The organism is Clostridium sp. AM33-3, assembly GCF_003480315.1.
Taxonomy (GTDB): Bacteria; Bacillota; Clostridia; order Lachnospirales; family Lachnospiraceae; genus Brotaphodocola.
In genome coordinates, this window is sequence record NZ_QUIV01000005.1 from 144,537 (window position 1) to 165,608 (window position 21,072).

The window sequence follows — 21,072 nt, forward strand, 5'->3', positions numbered from 1 at the left end:
TTAATCTTGTATAATAGCTTTATGATAAAAACAGCCTCATTTAAAACTGTTTTAAATCCTCTTTCATTTCCACGATAAACTCATGATTCTGGGAAGTTTTGTGGCGCTGTGCCTGAATCAGCTCATGCATTTCCTGCACACAGGTCTCAAGGTCATCATTCACCAGAATGTAATCGTAGCGGTCCATGAACTCAGCCTCTTCCACCGCGCGTTTTAAGCGGCTTTTGATGACCTCATCTGTTTCTGTGCCGCGTCCCCGCAGTCTGCGTTCCAGTTCTCCAGCGCTTGGCGGTGTCACAAACAAAAGCAGTGTGTCCGGAAACCTTTCCTTCACCTTTAAGGCGCCCTGGATCTCAATTTCCAGAATGACGTTCTTTCCGGCTTCCAGCTGCTCCATGACATAGCTCTTCGGAGTCCCGTAATAGTTTCCTACATAGCAGGCATGCTCGATCAGCGCATCTTCCGCGATCATCTGCTCAAACTGGTCTTTCGTTTTGAAGAAATACTCTCTTCCATCCACTTCTCCCTCACGCGGTCCGCGTGTAGTGGCAGAAATAGATAACGCATACTGGTCTGCATGTTCTGAAAGCAGTGCTTTCATCAAAGTGCCCTTTCCTGCTCCCGAAAAGCCGGAAACAACCGCTAAAACTCCTTTACGGCTCATATTTAATCCTCGATTCTTTACTCGTTCTGTGATTATTCGTAACTGTTCAGTACCTTCACAGTCACGATTATTCAATATTCTGAATCTGCTCTCTGACTTTTTCGATCTCAGTCTTTAATGCAATGGCCTTATCACAAATCTCCAGATCGGTGGATTTGGACAGTGTGGTATTGGCCTCACGGTTCATCTCCTGTGCGATAAAGTCCAGCTTACGGCCTACGCTGCCGCCTGCTTCCAGCTCTTTTCTGGTAGCATCAATATGACTGTGGAGACGCACCATCTCCTCATCTACACAAATCTTGTCGGCATAGATGGTAACCTCGGTAGCAATGCGCCCCTCATCAAGTGGGGTGCTGCCCAGAAGCTCTCTGACCTTATCCTCCAGTTTCTGGCGGTATTCGGTCAGGATGACCGGGGAGCGTTCCTCGATAAAAGCCACCAGACTGCTCATGTAATCCAGCTTGCCAAGCAGATCTTCCTTTAATTTTTCGCCCTCCTGAACGCGGGAATCCACAAATTTCTTTGCGGCCTCCTCGACGGCTCCTGAAAGCTGCTGCCAGATCCGGTCTTCATCCTCCGGGGCCTGGTCCATGGTCAGAACCTCCGGCATGCGGGCCAGTCCTGATACGGTAACATCGTTTTTGATGCCGAACTGTTCTTCCATCTGTTTGAAGCAGCTCATATACTCTGCAGCAAGGGAGCTGTTATACTTTAAGCACATCTTCTCTTCTGTGTAGTCTTCGTAGTTGATGAATACATCGACCTTTCCACGCTGAATATAAGTTTTTAACAGATTGCGGATGCCTGCCTCAAAGTAGTTGAACTTCTTTGGCAGCTTGATGCTTAAATCGAGATAGCGATGGTTGACTGCCTTCATTTCTACGGAAATCTTGCATTCCGCAGTAACAATCTCGCACCGGCCAAATCCGGTCATGCTCTTTATCATGATGTCGTCTACTCCTTTGCCATAGATAAAAGTATTATAATTCAAATGGAAAAACAAGTCAACGGCTTCGTGGCAATCGGTTTTGCGTTCTTGTAAATTTTCATGGAATCCTGTATAATTGGAAGAATCGTAATATTTACTTCATATAAAGGAGCTGTATTGTAAGATGGCATTTGACGGAATTGTAATCGCGAACCTGGTCCATGATATCCGGCAGAAGTTAGAGGGCGGCAAGATCAACAAGATTGCCCAGCCGGAGAAGGATGAGCTGATGTTCACGGTAAAAAATAATAAAGAAACCCTGCGTCTCTCGGTATCAGCCAGCGCAAGCCTGCCCCTGGTATACTTCACCGAGACCAACAAGCCAAGCCCGCTGACCGCACCGAACTTCTGCATGCTGCTGAGAAAGCATATCGGAACCGGACGCATCGTCAAAGTATCCCAGCCGGGACTTGAGCGTATCATCGAGTTTGAGATCGAGCACCTCGATGAGCTGGGAGATCTGAGAAAGAAACGCCTCATCATTGAGCTGATGGGCAAGCACAGCAACATCATCTTCTGTAAGGAAGATGGCACCATCTTAGACAGCATCAAGCATGTCTCCGCCCAGGTCAGCTCCGTGCGCGAGGTTCTGCCGGGCCGGATGTATTTCATCCCGCACACCACCGATAAGGAAGACCCCCTCACCATTTCCGAGGAGACCTTTGCAAATGTCATCGGCAGCACCCCGGCTCCGGTTCAGAAGGCTTTGTATCAAAAACTTACCGGAATCAGTCCCATCATCGGCACGGAAATCTGCCATCTCGCCTCCATTGACGGGGACCGTTCCGCCAACGAGCTTTCTCCGGCAGAGCTGACTCATTTATACCACATGTTTGATCTGCTGATGGAGGATGTCAAAAACGGCAGGTTTACGCCGAACATCATCTACCGCAGTGAGGAACCGGTGGAGTTTGCTTCCGTCCCACTGACCTGCTATGATTCTGCGGAGTATCAGGCCAAGTCCTTTGACTCCATCAGCCGCCTGTTAGACTCCTACTACTCCGAGAAGAGCGCTGTGACCCGCATCCGCCAGAAATCCGTAGACTTAAGAAAGATTGTCCAGACTGCCCTGGAGCGGAACTATAAAAAATACGACCTGCAGGAAAAGCAGTTAAAGGATACCGAAAAGCGTGACAAATATAAGGTATACGGCGAGCTGTTAAATACCTACGGTTATGAGTTAAAGGGCGGGGAAAAAGAGCTGAAATGCCTGAATTACTATACCAATGAAGAGGTAAGGATCCCGCTGGATCCACAGCTTTCCGCACAGGAAAACTCCCAGAAATTCTTTGCGAAATATAATAAGCTGAAACGTACCTTCGAGGCCCTGAGTGACCTGACCTTAGAGACAAAGCAGGAAATTGACCACTTAGAATCCATCAGTACCGCCCTGGATATCGCACTGAAGGAGGATGATCTGGTACAGATCAAGGAAGAGCTGATGGAATTCGGCTTTGTGAAGAAACGTCCCTACGGCGCCAAAAAGCCGAAGATCACCAGCCGTCCGTATCACTACCGCTCCACAGACGGATTCGATATTTACGTTGGAAAGAACAACTACCAGAACGAGGAAGTGACCTTCAAGATTGCCAACGGCAATGACTGGTGGTTCCATGCCAAAGGAATTCCTGGTTCCCATGTAGTAGTCCGGACCGAGGGCAAAGAGCTTCCGGACCGTACCTTCGAGGAAGCCGCTGCCCTGGCTGCCTGGTACTCCAAAGGCCGGGACAATGATAAGGTCGAGATCGACTATATTCAGAGAAAGCATGTGAAAAAGGCGGCCGGAGGTGCTCCGGGATTCGTCATCTATCATACGAATTATTCGCTGATGGCTGAGCCGAGGCTGGTGCTGCAGGAAGTAACCGGCTAACAAGATGCGCCTCCGGGCGCACACCCAAAGAGGGACCGGGCAGATTTCAACTCTGCCCGGTCCCTCCAAACTTACAGCGCTGTTCCCTTCTTGGGAATGAAAAAGTGGCTCATATCAGTATGTTCCAGCTTAAGCAGTGCTGCTTTTTTCTCTATGCCTCCTGCATATCCCGTCAGGCTGCCGTTACTTCCGACCACCCGGTGACAGGGAATGATAATGGAAATCGCATTATGCCCCACTGCACCGCCTGCCGCCTGCGCAGACATACCGGGAGTCCTTTTCACGGCAGCCAGCTGTCTGGCAATCTCCCCGTAGGTTGTGGTCTGCCCGTATGGAATCTGCAATAAAATCTGCCATACTGACTGCCGGAAAGCTGAACCGGCAGGATGAAGGGGCGGGGTGAAGGCCGGCTTTTTCCCAGAAAAATATACATCCAGCCATTCTTTTGTTTCTGACAGAACCGGTGTTTCCCGGGAAATATGTTTGTCCGGAAGTGTACTGGCAAAATACTTCTGCCCGCTAAACCATAAGCCGGTAAGTCCGATTTCATCCGCAGCCAGCAGAATTTCTCCCAATTTTGATTTGTATATACAAGTGTATACCATATTTTTCATATTCTACAACTCAACCGATGGATTATAAAAACAGAACTAATGCCGGAATTTCTCTGCATTCAGGATCCGCTCACATCCTGTCAGCGTGCTTGCACGGTGAGAAATCAACAACAGCGTCTTTCCCGCGTACTCTGTCTCCAGGGTATGCAGCAGTTCCTTCTCGTGCAGTGCATCCAGCGCGCTGGACGGCTCGTCCATCAGGCAGACATCCGGATTTCTGAGAAGCACCCGCGCAATGCCGATACGCTGACGCTCTCCGCCAGAAAGCCGCGCGCTCATCTGCCCCATATCGGTGTCATAGCCATCTGGCAGAGTTTCAATAAACTCTGCGATTCCGGCACGTTTTGCTGCTGTTTTGATCTCTTCCACCGTAGCATCCGGCTTTGCAATACCAATATTTTCCGCGATCGTCGCGTCAAACAGGTAGGTATCCTGTTCCAGAAACGCGATACGCTGATGCAGTTCCGTAAAGCTGATCTGCTCAATCGGGATGCCATTGATGAGGATCTGCCCTTTTGTCGGCGCATAAAACCGCAGAAGCAGACGCAGGATCGTGGATTTTCCCGCGCCGGACTCCCCGGCAATGCCGACCCGGTCCCCTTTTTTGATGATATAATCAAAATGCTCCAGGATATTTTTCTGTGTGCCCGGATAAGCAAAGGTCACATCCCGGAACTCAATGGTCTCGATCTCGCCGCAGGGAACCGGATGCTCCGGTTCCCTGGTCTCCGGCTCTGCATCTTCAATTTTAAAGATACGTTCTGCCGCCGCATAGCTCTCCAGCAGGCTCGTCACCACAAAGGTCAGGCTGAAGGTGGAAGACAGAGAAGCCGTTGCCGCAAAGGACAGGGCAATGGTTCCCACCGGATGATTGATACCGCGGGATGCCAGCACGCCGGCGCACACCAGAATCAGGATTCTTGCCAAGTACACGAAAAAGTTCGGGAAGGATGCTATGGTCTGGCGGTGCAAAGTCAGCCCCAGAGCCGCCTGATTCACCTTCAAATTCGCTTGTTCCACCACCTGCATGCGGCGATGTCCGGCGCCGAAAATCTGAATATCCCGGATGCTGTAGACACTCTCCAGAATCTTGGATTTCAGATCCCCAAGCCGTTCCCGATAACGCATGCCGATCCCCCGGCCGGCCTTTAATGCCACAAGCGGAAGCACCACGCTGATGATCAGGTAAATTGGGATCAGCACCAGGGCATACAGCGGATTTACACACCAGGCGATCACCACCGTTGTTGTCGGAAGCAGGATGACCGTAAACATCGGCCCGATGGTGTGGGCAAAAAAGTATTCCAGCGTCTCAATATCCGACACCGCGATGTTCATCACATCACCGGTCTCCCGCCCGATCAGATACGCCGGAGCGATGCGGTCGATGGCATTGAACAGATGCACCCGCATCTTTGCCAGAATGCCATAAGCACCCAGATGGGAAAACACACCCTCCAGATAGCGGCAGACCGCGATCAGGACCGCGCAAACTGCCGTCAGGGCCGCATAAATTCCGGCTCCGTCACTAAATCCGGCCGCAGCTAAAAGCCACAGGGCTCCAAAGCCCATCAGTCCCATATGTGACAGGGCTCCAAGGGTACTGGCCAGCGTGGAGATGCCAATATATTTCCAGATTGGGCGTCCCATCATCAGAAGGCGGTAATTCATCTCTTTCATCGAATAACTGAATTTCCGTTTCATTCTGCCACCTCCATTGCCTGCTGGCGCACCACCAGTTCTTTGTAAAGTCCGGCCTCTGCCATCAGGACTTCATGAGTCCCATGCTGGGCCACCCTGCCATCTCTCAGCACATAAATGCAGTCTGCATTCTGCACGGAGGACATGCGATGGGAAATAATGATGAGCGTCCGGCTCTCGGCCAGATATCCGATGGTTTTCCAGATTTCTTTCTCACTCTGCGGATCCACGCTGGATGTTGCCTCATCAAAGATCATGTACTCTGCCCTGGAAAGCAGCGCCCGGGCAATGCCCATCTTCTGGCGCTGTCCGCCGGATAAAGAGCTTCCGGCATTTCCAACATCGGAATCCAGCCCCTTACTCTGGGAACGGATAAAAGCGCCAAGTCCTGCTTCTTCCAGTGCCTCTAAAAGCGCAGCATCCTTTGCGTCCGGGTCCGCTAACAGCAGGTTCTCCCGGATCGTACCGGAAAACAGATTGACCTGCTGCGGCACCATGGCAATGTGTTTTCGCAGCTCCTCCGGCTTCATGCTGCAGTAATCTTTTCCTTCTATATAGATTTTTCCGGATAGCGGGTCGCAAAACCGCATCAGAAGAGATGCCGTTGTGGATTTTCCGCAGCCGGATAAGCCCACCAGCGCAGCCACCGTTCCTTTTGGAACCGTCAGGGAAATATCCTGCAAGGCTCTGCTTCGGCCCTCGTATCCATAGGAAACATGATCCATGCGGATTCCCTCAAAATGCTTCGGATCTTCCGGAAGGGACGGCTCGTACGGACGGGAGGTATCGGTATCCAGGATCTCCTCCACCTTACCTGCCGCAGCGATCGCTGTCAGTGCGCTGTGGGAAGCGTTCATCAGCTCCTTTACGGCAGAGAAATAGCTGTAGGAAAGCATCAGCACAATCAAAGCCTGAGCAATGGTCATGCTGCCATCCGCAATGCGGCCAGCGGAATTTACCAGTGCAAACAGAATGGCCGCGTAAATCATGGCTTCCGTTACCAGGAAGGACGTAAAGTTGACTTTCATAAAACAGTTGATGTTGTAGTTTAAAATATCTGCCTTCTCCCCCAAAATCCGGGAATGCTCCTGATCCCGGTTAAAGAGCTTCAGCGTGGTCAGACCCCGCAGGCTGTCCATGTAATAGCCGGTCATATCATCCAGAGATTTCCAGTAAGTCTTTCGGATCTGCTCAATCCGGCAGCGGAACAGATTATTCACCGGAAGCAGCACCAGAGAAACGGCCAAAAGCAGCAGAGCCACAGGCATGGAAATGTTTTTTAAATGAAAGAACAGATAAACCGGTGCCAGAATGCTGCAGATCAGGCTCGGCAGATAAGTGCTGAAATACATCTGCATCTGCTCCACCGCATCCACCGAAGCAGTGATAGCCGAAACCGGTCCGATCTTTTCAATGCCTCCTGCATCCAGCTCCAGTACCCTGGAAAAGATCATACGGCGCATACTGGTTCTCGCTTCGGCTGCTGTCTTGTATTCCAGCAGGCCCTTCCCCATCTGTGCGCAGAACGTGAACAGCGCCACCACAAGTGCCCCACGGATGGCACTGCCCGCCGATGACAGCGCCTCCTGCGGCTCAAACAGACTGCCCAGGAATCCGGCAATGATCTCAGCCAGCGCTGTAGTGCCGACCAGCGTCAGAAAGCTCACACCGGCAATAGCCAGGATCCAGAGCCAGAGACCCCGGGCCAGGCGCAGCAGTGTTTTGTTCATGAAAAGCATGTTTTGTTTCCCCTCATCTTTCTCTTATTTTCTCAGTATATGCGGCGCAGGGATCGTTCCCGTTCCGCTTTTGCCGCAACGCATTTATTTATTAGTATATCCGTTTTCACCGGATGCAGCAATATGCAAATGCTCTCTGTAATTAAGAAATAAATCTTAATTACCGCAAACTGACCATTGCAATCTCTCTGAAATTGATTATAATACGGGTTGTAAAAATATGAACCATAACGAAATCTCAATCTGAGAGGTGATCCACACCCTATGAAAGCAAAAATTTTCTTATCCTCCAGACTCCAGAGACTTCTGGCCGACACCATCCGGGAACTGGCAAGGCAGGGAAGATTCTACGAAGAAAAGGAGGCCATGCAGCATGGCTCTACAACCATCTACCGGCACAGCGTCCATGTAGCATACGTCAGTCTTTTTCTCATGGAAAAATGGCAGTTTCCGATGGATGAGGCCTCCCTGGTGAAAGGCGCTCTGCTGCACGATTATTTTTTATATGACTGGCATGAAAACGATGCCTCCCACCGGCTTCATGGCTTCCGCCATCCGGGAACGGCCTTACGAAATGCCACGCGGGACTACGCCTTAAATCAGCGGGAGAAAAATACGATTGCCCGGCATATGTTCCCGCTGACGCCCATCCCGCCGCAGTGCCGGGAGGCATGGCTGGTCTGCTTTGCGGATAAATGGTGCGCCATGGAAGAAACCCTGCGCCCGGCATACCGCAGATTTTTTTGTAGAAATTAATCATTTTTCTTCATCTTCTCCACAAGCTTTCCATATACCCGCTCCACAAACCAGGGCTCTGTGGATTTCTTCAGGGCTTCCTCCGGCGTAAACCAGCCCACGCCGCTGTTCTCATCTTCCTTCACGAAAACCTGCTCTTCTGAATCTGCTTCCAGAAGATATGTCACATTCAAATGCAGATGGCTGGATACATATTTTCCCCGCTTCACATGTCCGTCTACCGTCAAAGATTCCAGAGAAAAAATTTTCTCTGACACCGGGCGCACACCGGAAATTCCGGCCTCTTCCTTCACCTCCCGGATCGCCACTGCCAGCAGATCTGTCTCACCGTCTGCATGACCGCCCAGCCAGGACCAGGAATCATAAATATTGTGATACACCATCAGAACCCTGCTCCGATCCTTATTGACCACCCAGGCCGAGGCTGTCATATGTGCCACGGTATTATCCCGGGAAAATGCATCGTCCTGAGTCTCGATCCAATTCAGGATCAGGGACTTGTCCATTTCCTCCTGCTCGTTAAAAGGCTGATATGTCCTTATTGACTCCATCAGTTCCTGTCTGTCCATTCCAATACGCTCCTTTTTCATGGTTGGTAAAAATACTTCGCAAAATCCTGCCTCATCTGCCATCCTCACCGAGAGTCCGCAGAATTTCCGCAGCACGGCGGATTTCTGCCTCATCTGTGCGATAGCATTCAAATTCACTCAGGCTCCCGAGTCCCATATGTACCCGATCATTCCGGTAACGCATACCGCTCTCCAGCAGCCTTTTTCCGGACATATGAAAGGCACGCACTCCTGTTTTTTTCGCGATTTCTGCAATATTCACAGACGTCACGCCTGCCCCGGCAAGGATAGTCACTCTGCGGCTGTCTGACCGGCTTTGATCTGTAAGCTGCACAAGCTTTTTAAGGAGCCCGCATCCGGCGAGGCAGTCTGCCTCCTGACCGGATGTCAGGATCGTATCCACGCCCAGTTCTGCTGACTTTTTTAAAGCTTCAAACGGATCTGCACACACATCAAAAGCACGGTGCATGGTAACTGCACAGCTGCCTGCTGCTTCCATCATCTCCTGCATCTGCTCCGTATTCAGTGTTCCATCTGCATTCAGGCTTCCAATCACAACTCCTTCTGCCCCTTCCTGCGCAAAATGGCGAATATCCTGAAGCATCTGCCGATGCTCATATTGCGTATATAAAAAGTCACCAAACCTTGGACGGATCAGCGTCCGGACCGGCAGTCCTGTTTCTTTTTTTACCTGCTCAAATAATGGATAGCCGGGCGTCGTTCCCCCAATTACAAGGTTAGCGCACAATTCCAGGCGTGTTGCACCACCCCGTTCGGCAGCCAGTGCCGATTCCACGCTGTCCACGCATACCTCTAATATATAATCCTTCATTTACTAAGATCTCCTATGAAACCAATGTCCTTGTTACAACCTGCTTAATCCGTAAAACAAAACAGGCTTTGTTTTCTGATTTTATAATACAACAGTCCCACGATGTCTGCCAGTGCCCATCCGATCGGAACTGACCACCAGATACCGACCACACCGATCTCCGGTATTGCAGATAATATATATGCCAGAGCCACCCGGGTTCCCAGTGAAAAAACGGTAAGCACTACACTCATCCCGGGTCTTCCTAAAGCCCGGTACAGACCATATAGCAGAAACAGCCATCCGATTCCAATATAGCATGCTCCTTCAATACGCAGATAGCGTACCCCCTCCATGATGATATCCGTTTCTCCGGCATCTATAAATATCATCATAAGCGGCTTTGCAAAGACATACACCAATGCAGATATCACCACACAGAAAATTGCGGATATCCGCACAGCTTCTTTCAGTCCCTGCTGTATTCTCTTCTTTTCTTTTGCTCCATAATTCTGTGCAATAAACGTAGAAAATGCATTTCCAAAATCCTGCACAGGCATATATGCAAAAGCGTCGATCTTTACAGCAGCCGCAAATGCAGCCATAATGACTGTTCCAAAGCTGTTTACAAGTCCCTGGACCATAAGTATTCCAAGATTCATGACCGACTGCTGGATGCATGTCAGCATGGAAAAAGAGAGGATTTCACGGATCCGTTCTTTTTTCAGATAACCGATTTTCCGGATCGCACGCACCTGCTTATGATTTACGAGTGTATAGAGCATGATACCAAGTCCTGACAGATACTGTGAAAGCACAGTTGCCTGCGCTGCTCCTGACACTCCCAGCTCCAGACCGATAACAAACCAAAGATCAAGTATAATATTCAACACAGATGACAGGGCCAGAAACACAAGTGGTACAACAGAATTACCGATTGCCCTGAGATATGAAGTGAAATAATTGTACAGAAAAACAGCCGGAATCCCCATAAAGATCACAAACAGGTATGCTCTCATGTCTCCCCACACTTCATCCGGAACTCTGAGAAACGATCGAAGCCCGTCAAGGCTCACGTAGGCAATCATATTCAGTAATACCGTCACAGCAGTAATAAAGAAAAACGAGGCACAGATATCCTCTTTCAGTCCATTTTCATCACGCTGGCCAAACCGGATAGAAAACAACGCACCGCATCCCATGCACAGGCCCAAAAGAATGGACGTTATAAATGTCATAAGTGTAAATGAGGAGCCTACCGCAGCAAGCGCCTTTTCGCCCAGAAAGTGCCCGACAATCAGTGTATCTGCTATGTTGTAACACTGCTGCAGCAGATCTCCAAGTATCATCGGAATGGCAAATAAAAGCATTGACCTTACAACAGGTCCTTTTGACAAATCTCTGTTCACCTTGTGCCTCCAAAATGTAAGTTTTATATTTCGTCACGCATCAAAGATATCAAAGGCTTGCGGCTGTAAAAATCCATTTTTTATTCCGGATCCTGATTCCTCACGGACAGGCGGTCAACAGCTTCCTGAAGTCTCTGAAAAAACATTCCCGCATGATAGCCGTCTGCTACCGCATGGGCTATCATCAGGTTCACAGGCATCAGAATCCGGTCTCCTGATTTTTCATATTTTCCCATGGTAATGATCGGAAAATACATCAGTTCTGTACTGTTGACCGTCCTGCTGCCAAATGCCGTAAATGCAGCCCAGGGCACGCAGGAAATGCAGTAAAAATTGGCTGGCTGTCCTGCTTTTACCTTGATTCCCCTTTTCTCCTGTCCCTTTTCCATATCCTCTGTGATTTCCCGGTAAAAGGTTTCAAAATCATCAGAATAGCCCGTCCAGCAATCGGAAAAGGTTTTATCATCCTCATGAAAAATCGTATAATTCGGGACCACCTGATCCCACACACATAAATTTCCCTCCGCATCTCGAAACATGCGGAAATTCTCCATCTGGTTGAGTACCTTTGTTACCAGATAAATGATAGACGGATAAAATTTATGACCGCTCTCATGACAGAAATCCAGCAGATTTTTTACATTGATCGGCACCGTCATATTGCATTCGATTTTTAATTTTTCCGTATAATATTGATAGTGTTCCCTGCGCGGCCAGGCAGCCATATCTATTTTTCTGTAGCCAGTCATGGTATCCTTACTCCCTTCCTATTTTTTACAGCAGATCCAGCAGTACAGCATAAAGCGGCTCATTCTGCTTTACCACCAGCAGCAACTCTTCCTTGGCGCCATTTAACTGGTGAAATAAGCGTCTCACCGATCGGTCATCGGAGCGCAGATAATTCTGTCTGTCATAAAAATACCGCTGATCCAGTACCATGGCAAGACGGTCTGCGCAAATGGCCGGTTCCGCTTCATTCAAAATTACCTGATAGCCCTGATGCTGCGCATCACTCAAAAGAACGTCTGCCTCCCGGTCATCGTTGGCATACAGCACGGTAACATGCGGAAAATGTCTTCCCTTTTTGCGTTCCGGAAGACACATCATGTTCTGGATAAAAGAAGAAATCTCTGCATTTGTCCGGATCCTGTTTGTGAGCCGGAAGCTCTGAATTCCGGAGATTTGTTCCAGCGCATGTACTGCTGCCCGGTCCAGTTCCTCCGGAGATAGCATATTCTCATAATCGCTTGAGAAGATGACCGGCCGGTTCCCGCAGTACCGCAGCAGATATTCCAGTTTTTCCTGAGAAAGGAGATGCGCTTCATCTACAAGAACAGCACTTGCGCCTGAAAGAATATCTGACGTAATCTGAGCGTCCGCCAGGTACTTTACCCGCCTCAGCCGCTCATGCAATACCTTCCACTGCTCCACAGCCTCTCCACAGTGGATCAGACAGACCTGCTGTCTTACAGAAAGCTTCATGGCCATATCATAAAGAAGCAGAGTCTTCCCCGTTCCCGGAAGCCCCTGAAACCAGTAATATCCGGTTCTTTCCAGACGGATCTTCTTTAAGATCTGCCGTTCAATATCCCTCTGCTGCGCTGTCAGAAAATACTCTTTTTTTAAGAATCGGGAGGGCTCCGTCAACGGGGAGATCAGAAACAGTTCCGCCTGAAACAGTGCTTCCGCATTCCCCCTATAGTCTTCGCTTTCATTCTGCAGCTCACTGCACAACTGCTCCCAGTCTGTATCCGCAAGATGGTCATGGTTCGTCAGGCGGACCAGACGGTTCTGGCTGCTGATATACGTATACGACCGGATCGGTTTCCCCAGTACTGACAGATAATACCGGTTCTGCAGAAGCTGACGACGCATAGCCTCCTCCGACACTGCTCCGCTTTTCAGCTCAATATTGACAATCTGGTCTTCCTTGATCTGAAGAAGATCAAATTCCTTTCCCAGCCGCGGAATCTGGAAAGAATAGAAAAAGCGCAGTCCGCAGACATCCGGCATCCGGCTTTCCAGTTGCTCCACCAGATTTTTCAGGCTGTCTAACTCCCATTCCCGCATTTTTAACGGCTTTTCCCGTTTGGACAGCTGACGCTCCATTCTGGAAAGCTGTGCCAGATTCTGTTTTCTTGTAATGGCATAAATTGAAATTGATTTCATAGATTAACTCCGGATTTTTAGTGAACTTCCACTCATATCTAAATCCAAAAACACCTTAATCAGCCAGAAAAACACCAGCAGTACCAAAACCGGAATCACACAGGAAGTGATAAGCATCACGGCGATGGCTTCTGCAAAACGGCTTAAGGAATGTTCAATCTTCTGCAGCAGTTCTTCGGAAGATAATGTCACATTTTCCACGACGCTGGTCGCCGTTTCTTTTGCGCTTTCAAGAGCGCCTTTGGCTTTTTCCCAGAGACTAGCTACGCCCGTACCCTTATTTTCCAACTGATCAGAAGACTGGCCAGTCTGTGCTCCACTGTTCCTCTGCTGCACCTCTGCTCCTTCTCCCGATTCGCTCTCCAGAATCTTCTGTGTTCCTTTTGCTTCTTCCAGGGTCATCTCAATCTGAGCATGATAGGTATTATCGATCAGATCAGACAACTTTACACTGGCAGGAACCACCAGAAAAATACAGATACCAAACGCCAGCAGTCTCCTGGCCAAACGGCCAATACTGCGGTTTTTCAAAATCAGATTTCCAGCAAACAACACGCACGCTGCCGGAATGAACAGCTTAAACGCCGCGTAACCAGTCAGCGTTACCAGATACTTTTCCAGATATACAGCACAAAGTACAATAAGCAGATATCCGCTCAAATCCGCAACCTTTTCTGCAATCGGTGTTCCCACATCACCCGGAATCAGCGTGATCAATGCCGATGTAGCGGTAGCTGCCACTGTCAATTCCAACACCGTACCTTTTTTCTCATCCAGTGCTGCAATAGTCGCTTTATGATGTTCCGGGGCTGATGCATATTTTGCTCCTGCGCTAAATGATAAAATCGCAAATACAAGCAATAGCACAATTCCAATCCATTTCTTTTTATCATAGGTAAGATCCATCTCATTCCTCCCTCTGTCCATCCTCTGGTGCCCGGTTTACTTTATTTTCTCATCCAGATACGCATCCAGAAACCATTCCGCCAGACTGTTCGGCCGGATATTCGCTCTCGCTTCTTCTGGCGTAAACCACTTGCATCGGTCAATCTCCTGATTGATATGCAATGCTTTCGCGTTATCTACATAGGCAGTAAAATTGCACATCAGCGTGTTGGATGGCTCAAAAAATCGGGTCCGGTTGAATTTCATGCGGGATACATGAAGACCGGTTTCTTCCCGAACTTCCCGCGCCACAGCATCTTCCTCTGCCTCGCCCCGGTTCACATAGCCCGCCACCAGAATATAAGTCGGCTTTCCATACTGCTGGATCAGAAGGATCTTTCCTGTCTCTTCATCCGTCACGATCATGCTGACCGCCACGTTATACATAGGGAAACGGTACTGCTGGCACTGCGGACAGTAGGGAACGATACCTTCTCCTTCCAGATCTTTTTCAATGAGTTCCGTACCACATTCATAACAATGTTTCTGAATCATACTCGTGCACTCAGTTTCCTCCGGCTCCTTACATACATCTACCCATCCTTTCGCCCCGGCTACTTCCTCCAGTTCCGGAATCGTCAGCTTTACAGCGCTGTGGTCGTTGCCTGCTGCCGGGTAAACCACTTCAAACTGCTTCAGACTTTCATCCAGATACACTTCCACACCTTCGTTGATGCCAAAGGGGCACACACCGCCCGGCGCATGACCTACATACTGTTCTACCTCATCAAACGGGATCATTTTCGCTTTCACATGGAAGGTATCTTTGTATTTCCGGTTGTCTACCTTTGCCGTTCCCTCCGTCAAGATCAGTACGGTTTTGTTCCCCTGCAGAAAAGACATGGTTTTCGCGATCATAGCCGGCTGCACCCCCAGCGCTTCTGCGGCCTCATGAACCGTTGCGGTGGAATCTTTCAATTCGATGACATGATCCAGAAATCCTTTTACTTCCAGATATGCCTTTGCCTTTTCTAATGACATGTTCTTTTGTTCCTCTCTCACTCGCAATAATTCAAACCTGAATACAGTGAAAGCCACCGCATACGAAACGTGCGGCGGCCTTCTGCCATCGTCTTACAGTCTGCAAATGCCTATGGCATTCGCAGGTCTGTTTCAACATATTTCTTTCTATTTATGCTTCGGTACCATAACTTCCATACCGCCCATATACGGCTGCAGCACTTTCGGGATCTTGACAGTTCCATCTTCCTGCAGGTTGTTCTCCAGGAATGCGATCAGCATACGCGGCGGAGCCACTACGGTGTTATTTAAGGTATGAGCAAAGTACTTTCCATCCGGTCCGTCTACGCGGATCTTTAAACGGCGTGCCTGTGCGTCTCCTAAGTTGGAGCAGGAACCTACCTCGAAGTACTTCTTCTGACGCGGGGACCATGCCTCTACGTCGCAGGATTTTACCTTTAAGTCTGCCAGGTCACCGGAGCAGCACTCCAGAGTGCGGACCGGAATGTCCATGGAACGGAACAGATCTACGGTGTTCTGCCACAATTTGTCATACCACATCTTAGACTCTTCCGGCTTGCAGACAACGATCATCTCCTGCTTCTCAAACTGATGGATACGGTATACGCCGCGCTCCTCGATGCCGTGCGCGCCCTTTTCCTTACGGAAACACGGAGAATAGCTGGTCAGAGTCTTCGGAAGTTCGTTCTCCGGAGTGATGGTGTCGATGAATTTACCGATCATGGAGTGCTCACTGGTACCGATCAGGTACAGGTCCTCACCCTCGATCTTGTACATCATGGCGTCCATCTCTGCGAAGGACATAACGCCGGTTACGACGTTACTGCGGATCATGAACGGCGGGATGCAGTAGGTGAAGCCGCGGTTAATCATGAAATCACGTGCGTAGGAAATCACTGCGGAATGCAGTCTTGCGATATCGCCCATCAGATAGTAGAAGCCGTTTCCGGCTACCTTGCCTGCTGCGTCTAAATCAATACCGTCAAAGGTCTTCATGATATCGGTATGATACGGAATCTCAAAATCCGGTACAAACGGATCACCAAATTTCTCGATCTCTACGTTCTGGCTGTCATCCTTACCGATCGGTACGCTTGGATCGATGATGTTCGGAATGGTCATCATGATCTTTAATACCTTTGCCTCCAGCTCGGTCTCCTGAGCCTCCAGCTCTGCCAGGCGTGCTGCGTTTGCTGCTACCTGAGCCTTAACCTCTTCTGCCTCGTCCTTCTTGCCCTGTCCCATTAACTGACCGATCTGCTTGGACAGCTTGTTACGGGATGCGCGAAGGTTATCAGCCTCAGCCTTCGCTGCGCGGTTCTTCGCGTCCAGCTCGATAACCTCGTCAACCAGCGGAAGCTTTTCAAACTGGAACTTATTCTCAATATTTTTCTTTACGATGTCCGGATTCTCACGGACAAACTTTAAATCTAACATTTTTTCCTCCTGTATACGTTTCCCTGTTCCCGACCACCAAGCGCGCCTGGAAACAAAAAATGTAGTATAATCAAATTCGATTATACTACATTTCCATCGGGTTGGAAACCCCTAATTCCGGGAATCCGGCCCGTATCGTTTTTATTTCGTTACTGTTCACGCGTTGCGCAAACAGCAATGGATTTTGCCGATGCTTCGCATTCCAGATCGGCAAAATCTGCTACCAGAACTATATCGTACGGAATTTTCAGTTCAGAAAACTCCTACCGTGCACAGTAACTTTATTTCAGCCGGTTAAGGATCGAGTATCCGATGGTTCCATCCGGCATCTTTACACCAAAATCCTCTGCAATGGTTGCTCCGATCACTGCAAAGGTATCTGTCTCCGGAAGTTCTCCGTTTTCTTTGAGTGCTTTTGAGTAAGCCAGAAATGGCACCTTTTCGCGGGTATGGTCTGTTCCGGTATAGGTCGGATCATTTCCGTGGTCGGCGGTGATGATGAGAAGATCATCCTCCCGCAGGGAATCTAACAGTATGCCAAGATTTACATCAAACTTTTCAATCTCCTGTGCGTAGCCGGACGGATTTCTCCTATGGCCCCACAGAGCATCGAAATCTACCAGATTTACAAAACAAAGGCCATGAAAATCTCTCTTTGCCACATCGATGGTCTGCTCCATACCATGTACAGAGCTCTTGGACTTATAGGCCTCTGTGATGCCCTCACCGACAAAAATGTCATTGATTTTTCCGATTGAAATGACATCAAAGCCTGCATCCTTTAATGCATTCAGCGCAGTCGGGCCAAACGGCTTTAACGCATAGTCGTGGCGGTTGCTGGTACGCCTGAACTCACCCTTCTTTCTGCCCACATACGGTCTGGCAATGACACGGCCAACCTTCCACTCATCCTTCATGGTCAGTTCTCTTGCAATCTCACAGCAGCGGTACAGCTCATCGAGGCCAAAGGTTTCCTCGTTGCCGCAGATCTGAAGCACAGAATCTGCTGAAGTATACACGATCATGTGGCCGGTTGCAATTTCTTCCTCCGCAAGCTCATCCAGGATTTCCGTGCCGCTGGCGCTTTTGTTTCCGATCACTTTATGCCCTGTACGCTTTTCAAGTTCTTTGATGAGTTCCGGCGGAAATCCGTGCTCTGTGAAGGTCTGAAATGGTTTTTTCACCTCCAGTCCCATCATCTCCCAGTGTCCGGTCATGGTATCTTTGCCGAGGCTCTTTTCCCGCAGTTTTCCATAGTAGCCAAGAGCATTTTCCACCGAAGCCACCTGCTTAAGCGGGGTCAGGTTCGCCATGCCAAGCTTCTGAAGATTCGGGATCGTAAAAGTATCTACGGACTCTGAAATATGTCCCAGTGTGTTCACGCCGATATCACCGAAATCAGCAGAATCCGGCATGGCTCCCACTCCAAGGGAATCCATGACTACTACAAATATACGTTTGAATTTCTCCATGTTTTGCTCCTTATGTTAAATTATCCGGTCCAAAGCCCAGCGGCAGCAGTTCTTTTAAGGAAAAGATCTCATATTGCTTCTTTGATGTTGCCAGAATAATCTGAAACTCCTCCGGATCACAAAACTCCATCATCACCTGACGGCAGACGCCGCAGGGAGCTGCATACTTGTTTAATTCCTTGTTCATGCCGCCAACTATGCAGATGGCATCAAATTCCAGCACGCCTTCGCTGACTGCTTTAAAAAACGCAGTGCGTTCTGCGCAGTTGCTTGGGGTGTAGGCTGCATTCTCAATATTGCAGCCGCCGTATACACTGCCGTTTTTGGCAAGCAGCGCTGCGCCCACATGAAAATGGGAATACGGCGCATAAGAATAATCCATCATGCCGATGGCCTGATCGATCAATGCCTCAATCTGGTTCTTTTCCAGTTTCTTCATAAAACTCAAACTCCTTTATTGCTTCGCCCGCTAAGCTTTCCGAGCAGCCGGTCCGGTGATCAATAGCCGGTTGCCTCCTCCTGCTTTACCAGCTTGATGATACGGCTGGTGCCAAGACGGTCAGCTCCCAGAGCAAGGAACTTTTCTGCATCATCCAGGGAAGAAATACCACCTGCTGCTTTCATCTTCACATTCGGTCCAATATGCTCAGAAAACAGCCTGATATCATCAAAGGTTGCTCCTGCTTTTGAAAATCCGGTAGAGGTCTTGATATAATCTGCTCCTGCTCTGGTCACCACCTCGCACATGCGGATTTTTTCTTTCTCAGTGAGAAGACAGGTTTCGATGATCACTTTCAGGATTTTAGCGCCGCATGCTTTTTTCAGGGTACGGATTTCCTCCTCGATACAGTCGAATCTGCCGTCCTTTACCCAGCCGATATTGATCACCATATCAATTTCATCTGCGCCATTGGCAAGCGCATCCTTTGTTTCAAATTCCTTGACAGCAGTAGTCATATAGCCATTCGGAAAACCAATGACAGTGCAGACTGCCATCTTATCCTGAAGATATTCTTTTGCCTGTTTTACATAGGACGGCGGAATACAGACAGAAGCAGTCCCGTAAGCAACCGCATCATCACAGATTTGTTTGATCTCAGCCCAGGTTGCAGTCTGAGTCAGCAGCGTATGGTCAACATGCTTTAAAATTTCTTTTATATCCATTGTATGGATCCCCCTTATATATTATGAATTATTTGGACTGCCGATATGATCAGGCCAGCTCCAGCGCAATTTCCATCATCTTGTTAAAGCCAAGCTGACGTTTTTCTGCGCTCAGGCGTTCGCCTGTATACAGATGATCGGAAATTGTCAGCAGGCAAAGTGCTTTCTTTCCGGCCTTCGCCGCATTCATGTAGAGGGCAGCCGCCTCCATTTCTACTGCAAGCACGCCCATGCCACGCCATAGATCATTGACATTTCCCATCTCGTTGTAGAAAATATCGGAGGAAAGCACATTTCCGACTACAACATCGGTTCCCTGGCGTTTTGCTGTCTCAACAGCCCGGCTTAACAAATCGTAATCCGCGATTGGTGCAAACGTTCCCGGGAGGCCATATTGATATGCGTAATTGGAATCGGTACAGGCACCCATTCCGATCACTACATCCATCAGCTTCATGTGATCCTGCAAGGCACCTGCAGAACCAATGCGGATAATCTGGTCTACCCCATAGAAGTTAAAAAGCTCATAGGAATAGATTCCCATGGATGGCATGCCCATGCCTGCGCCCATAACGGAAATCTCTTTTCCTTTGTAGGTTCCGGTATATCCGAACATATTGCGGACCGCGGTTACCTGTCTTGCATTTTCCAGATATGTATCTGCAATGTACTTCGCACGCAGCGGATCTCCCGGCATCAGTACGGTTTTTGCAAAATCGCTGGCTTTTGCACTATTATGCGCAGTTGGTGTGTTCGTCATAATCATCTTCTCCTTTCTTTCCATAAGATTTCGTTTTTTCAGACTTGTGCTGCATCTTCCATGATCAGTTTCCGGATCGACTCGATCGCTACCCGGATTGCCATATCGGTATCATGGGCTACCGGATTCGGCAAACCCTGTTTCTCACGCTCCTGATTTGCCATCACTAAAAACACAGATCCACAGCGTACATGAAGCGTACTTGCCACAATGAAGAGTGCCGCAGACTCCATCTCGGACGCCAGACAGCCCAGACGTTTCCAGGCCTCCCATTTGTTCAGAAGCTCATAACTCACCGGCATGGCTTCCGGCGAATGCTGGCCATAGAACGCGTCCTTGCACTGCACCACACCAACATGACAGGTCTGGCCCAGTTCTCTGGCGGAAGCCCGCAGTGCATTGGTGATGTCCAGATCCGCAATGGCCGGAAATTCGATCGGTGCATATTCCTTGCTGGTTCCTTCCATGCGGATGGCACCGCTTGCCACAACCACATCCCCGCTCTTGACATCCAGCTGCACGCCGCCGCAGGTACCCACACGGATAAAGGTATCTGCACCGCACTTCACCAGTTCTTCCATAGCAATGGATGCAGACGGACCGCCAATACCGGTGGAAGTCACACTAACTTTCACGCCGTCTAAATAGCCTGTGTAGGTTACATATTCACGACTGTCTGCCACCAGCCTGGCATCGTCAAAATAAGCTGCAATCTTCGCACAGCGTTTTGGGTCTCCCGGAAGGATTACGTAACGTCCAACCTCTCCTGCTCCAACCTGAATGTGATACTGCTTATCCGGATTTTCTGAATACTTCATCTTTCATTCCCCCATTTCATTGATCTGAATGCCTGCCACAGGCTGATAGTGTCTTCAGCTTCGCTCATTTTGTTCATTTTCACATTTTATATCTTTATTCTACCATATTTATATCACATTTTTCATAAGCAAGAAAGGACAAATTACAATTTAGAGAATAACCAATAAGGTCCGAAGGTTCGGTCAGGCCCTACAGAATAAGCAG

Annotated in this window: 20 protein-coding genes; 2 read left to right on the top strand and 18 right to left on the bottom strand. The window is 49.1% G+C overall.

The annotated features are described in order from the left end of the window. Positions 1-40 precede the first annotated feature (40 nt). Positions 41-664: a guanylate kinase gene (gene gmk, locus DW819_RS04660; RefSeq protein ID WP_118732289.1), complete on the bottom strand. Its 624-nt coding sequence runs from the start codon at positions 662-664 to the stop codon at positions 41-43. Between the two features lie 67 nt (positions 665-731). Next, positions 732-1,610 carry a YicC/YloC family endoribonuclease gene (locus DW819_RS04665; RefSeq protein ID WP_118732290.1) on the bottom strand — a complete coding sequence of 293 codons (879 nt, stop codon included), beginning with the start codon at positions 1,608-1,610 and terminating at the stop codon, positions 732-734. A gap of 166 nt (positions 1,611-1,776) precedes the next feature. Here DW819_RS04665 and DW819_RS04670 point away from each other — a divergent pair, with 166 nt between their 5' ends. Next, positions 1,777-3,522, top strand: coding sequence for an NFACT RNA binding domain-containing protein (locus DW819_RS04670; protein ID WP_118732291.1), 1,746 nt, complete (start codon positions 1,777-1,779; stop codon positions 3,520-3,522). A 71-nt stretch (positions 3,523-3,593) separates the two neighbouring features. On the opposite strand, the gene DW819_RS04675 is transcribed toward DW819_RS04670, so the two are convergent. From DW819_RS04675 to DW819_RS04685, 3 genes are read right to left on the bottom strand one after another with little or no spacing between them, the layout of a single operon-like run. Next, positions 3,594-4,127, bottom strand: coding sequence for a methylated-DNA--[protein]-cysteine S-methyltransferase (locus tag DW819_RS04675; protein ID WP_118732316.1), 534 nt, complete (start codon positions 4,125-4,127; stop codon positions 3,594-3,596). Between the two features lie 45 nt (positions 4,128-4,172). Continuing rightward, positions 4,173-5,840 (bottom strand): thiol reductant ABC exporter subunit CydC, encoded by a 1,668-nt coding sequence (cydC, locus tag DW819_RS04680; protein ID WP_182432564.1) that lies wholly within the window; start codon positions 5,838-5,840, stop codon positions 4,173-4,175. Continuing rightward, positions 5,837-7,576, bottom strand: a complete 1,740-nt coding sequence (locus DW819_RS04685; protein WP_118732292.1) for an ABC transporter ATP-binding protein — start codon at positions 7,574-7,576, stop codon at positions 5,837-5,839. Before DW819_RS04685 ends, cydC begins: the two co-directional genes overlap by 4 nt. Before the next feature lie 264 nt (positions 7,577-7,840). Here DW819_RS04685 and DW819_RS04690 point away from each other — a divergent pair, with 264 nt between their 5' ends. Next, a complete protein-coding gene (locus tag DW819_RS04690) occupies positions 7,841-8,332 on the top strand; it encodes an HD domain-containing protein (RefSeq protein ID WP_118732293.1) in 492 nt (163 codons plus the stop codon). Here DW819_RS04690 and DW819_RS04695 read toward each other — a convergent pair. The 13 genes from DW819_RS04695 to udp all read right to left on the bottom strand — a co-directional run bounded on the left by DW819_RS04695 (position 8,329) and on the right by udp (position 20,867). Further along, complete coding sequence (locus tag DW819_RS04695; RefSeq protein WP_118732318.1) at positions 8,329-8,901, bottom strand: NUDIX hydrolase; 573 nt, start codon at positions 8,899-8,901, stop codon at positions 8,329-8,331. The genes DW819_RS04690 and DW819_RS04695 overlap by 4 nt on opposite strands. A gap of 52 nt (positions 8,902-8,953) precedes the next feature. Next, on the bottom strand, positions 8,954-9,733 hold the full coding sequence (locus tag DW819_RS04700; protein ID WP_118732294.1) for a copper homeostasis protein CutC: 780 nt from the start codon (positions 9,731-9,733) through the stop codon (positions 8,954-8,956). Between the two features lie 44 nt (positions 9,734-9,777). Then, the gene (locus DW819_RS04705; RefSeq protein ID WP_118732295.1) at positions 9,778-11,121 is read right to left on the bottom strand and encodes an MATE family efflux transporter; all 1,344 of its coding nucleotides are present in this window, start codon (positions 11,119-11,121) and stop codon (positions 9,778-9,780) included. An 80-nt stretch (positions 11,122-11,201) separates the two neighbouring features. Next, on the bottom strand, positions 11,202-11,870 hold the full coding sequence (locus DW819_RS04710) for a CatA-like O-acetyltransferase (RefSeq protein ID WP_118732296.1): 669 nt from the start codon (positions 11,868-11,870) through the stop codon (positions 11,202-11,204). Positions 11,871-11,895: 25 nt separating this feature from the next. Further along, a complete protein-coding gene (locus DW819_RS04715) occupies positions 11,896-13,290 on the bottom strand; it encodes an AAA family ATPase (protein ID WP_118732297.1) in 1,395 nt (464 codons plus the stop codon). A 3-nt stretch (positions 13,291-13,293) separates the two neighbouring features. After that, complete coding sequence (locus DW819_RS04720) at positions 13,294-14,196, bottom strand: hypothetical protein (RefSeq protein ID WP_118732298.1); 903 nt, start codon at positions 14,194-14,196, stop codon at positions 13,294-13,296. Positions 14,197-14,232: 36 nt separating this feature from the next. Continuing rightward, positions 14,233-15,216, bottom strand: coding sequence for a YbaK/EbsC family protein (locus DW819_RS16110; protein ID WP_347560161.1), 984 nt, complete (start codon positions 15,214-15,216; stop codon positions 14,233-14,235). A 147-nt stretch (positions 15,217-15,363) separates the two neighbouring features. Then, positions 15,364-16,653, bottom strand: coding sequence for a serine--tRNA ligase (gene serS, locus DW819_RS04735; RefSeq protein WP_118732299.1), 1,290 nt, complete (start codon positions 16,651-16,653; stop codon positions 15,364-15,366). 281 nt (positions 16,654-16,934) lie between these two features. After that, positions 16,935-18,125, bottom strand: a complete 1,191-nt coding sequence (locus DW819_RS04740; RefSeq protein WP_118732300.1) for a phosphopentomutase — start codon at positions 18,123-18,125, stop codon at positions 16,935-16,937. Positions 18,126-18,135: 10 nt separating this feature from the next. Beyond that, positions 18,136-18,564, bottom strand: a complete 429-nt coding sequence (gene cdd / locus DW819_RS04745; RefSeq protein WP_347560162.1) for a cytidine deaminase — start codon at positions 18,562-18,564, stop codon at positions 18,136-18,138. 59 nt (positions 18,565-18,623) lie between these two features. Further along, positions 18,624-19,289: a deoxyribose-phosphate aldolase gene (deoC, locus tag DW819_RS04750; RefSeq protein ID WP_118732301.1), complete on the bottom strand. Its 666-nt coding sequence runs from the start codon at positions 19,287-19,289 to the stop codon at positions 18,624-18,626. 49 nt (positions 19,290-19,338) lie between these two features. Continuing rightward, positions 19,339-20,049: a purine-nucleoside phosphorylase gene (deoD, locus tag DW819_RS04755; RefSeq protein WP_118732302.1), complete on the bottom strand. Its 711-nt coding sequence runs from the start codon at positions 20,047-20,049 to the stop codon at positions 19,339-19,341. Between the two features lie 38 nt (positions 20,050-20,087). Next, positions 20,088-20,867 carry a uridine phosphorylase gene (gene udp / locus DW819_RS04760; RefSeq protein WP_118732303.1) on the bottom strand — a complete coding sequence of 260 codons (780 nt, stop codon included), beginning with the start codon at positions 20,865-20,867 and terminating at the stop codon, positions 20,088-20,090. Between the last annotated feature and the right edge of the window lie 205 nt (positions 20,868-21,072).

What these genes read in the sequence shown, in the direction of transcription:
- gmk (WP_118732289.1), bottom strand. Translation starts at nt 664, where the DNA reads ATGAGCCGTAAAGGAGTTTTAGCGGTTGTTTCCGGCTTTTCGGGAGCA.
- DW819_RS04665 (WP_118732290.1), bottom strand. Translation starts at nt 1,610, where the DNA reads ATGATAAAGAGCATGACCGGATTTGGCCGGTGCGAGATTGTTACTGCG.
- DW819_RS04670 (WP_118732291.1), top strand. Translation starts at nt 1,777, where the DNA reads ATGGCATTTGACGGAATTGTAATCGCGAACCTGGTCCATGATATCCGG.
- DW819_RS04675 (WP_118732316.1), bottom strand. Translation starts at nt 4,127, where the DNA reads ATGGTATACACTTGTATATACAAATCAAAATTGGGAGAAATTCTGCTG.
- cydC (WP_182432564.1), bottom strand. Translation starts at nt 5,840, where the DNA reads ATGAAACGGAAATTCAGTTATTCGATGAAAGAGATGAATTACCGCCTT.
- DW819_RS04685 (WP_118732292.1), bottom strand. Translation starts at nt 7,576, where the DNA reads ATGCTTTTCATGAACAAAACACTGCTGCGCCTGGCCCGGGGTCTCTGG.
- DW819_RS04690 (WP_118732293.1), top strand. Translation starts at nt 7,841, where the DNA reads ATGAAAGCAAAAATTTTCTTATCCTCCAGACTCCAGAGACTTCTGGCC.
- DW819_RS04695 (WP_118732318.1), bottom strand. Translation starts at nt 8,901, where the DNA reads ATGGACAGACAGGAACTGATGGAGTCAATAAGGACATATCAGCCTTTT.
- DW819_RS04700 (WP_118732294.1), bottom strand. Translation starts at nt 9,733, where the DNA reads ATGAAGGATTATATATTAGAGGTATGCGTGGACAGCGTGGAATCGGCA.
- DW819_RS04710 (WP_118732296.1), bottom strand. Translation starts at nt 11,870, where the DNA reads ATGACTGGCTACAGAAAAATAGATATGGCTGCCTGGCCGCGCAGGGAA.
- DW819_RS04715 (WP_118732297.1), bottom strand. Translation starts at nt 13,290, where the DNA reads ATGAAATCAATTTCAATTTATGCCATTACAAGAAAACAGAATCTGGCA.
- DW819_RS04720 (WP_118732298.1), bottom strand. Translation starts at nt 14,196, where the DNA reads ATGGATCTTACCTATGATAAAAAGAAATGGATTGGAATTGTGCTATTG.
- DW819_RS16110 (WP_347560161.1), bottom strand. Translation starts at nt 15,216, where the DNA reads ATGTCATTAGAAAAGGCAAAGGCATATCTGGAAGTAAAAGGATTTCTG.
- serS (WP_118732299.1), bottom strand. Translation starts at nt 16,653, where the DNA reads ATGTTAGATTTAAAGTTTGTCCGTGAGAATCCGGACATCGTAAAGAAA.
- DW819_RS04740 (WP_118732300.1), bottom strand. Translation starts at nt 18,125, where the DNA reads ATGGAGAAATTCAAACGTATATTTGTAGTAGTCATGGATTCCCTTGGA.
- cdd (WP_347560162.1), bottom strand. Translation starts at nt 18,564, where the DNA reads ATGAAGAAACTGGAAAAGAACCAGATTGAGGCATTGATCGATCAGGCC.
- deoC (WP_118732301.1), bottom strand. Translation starts at nt 19,289, where the DNA reads ATGGATATAAAAGAAATTTTAAAGCATGTTGACCATACGCTGCTGACT.
- deoD (WP_118732302.1), bottom strand. Translation starts at nt 20,049, where the DNA reads ATGACGAACACACCAACTGCGCATAATAGTGCAAAAGCCAGCGATTTT.
- udp (WP_118732303.1), bottom strand. Translation starts at nt 20,867, where the DNA reads ATGAAGTATTCAGAAAATCCGGATAAGCAGTATCACATTCAGGTTGGA.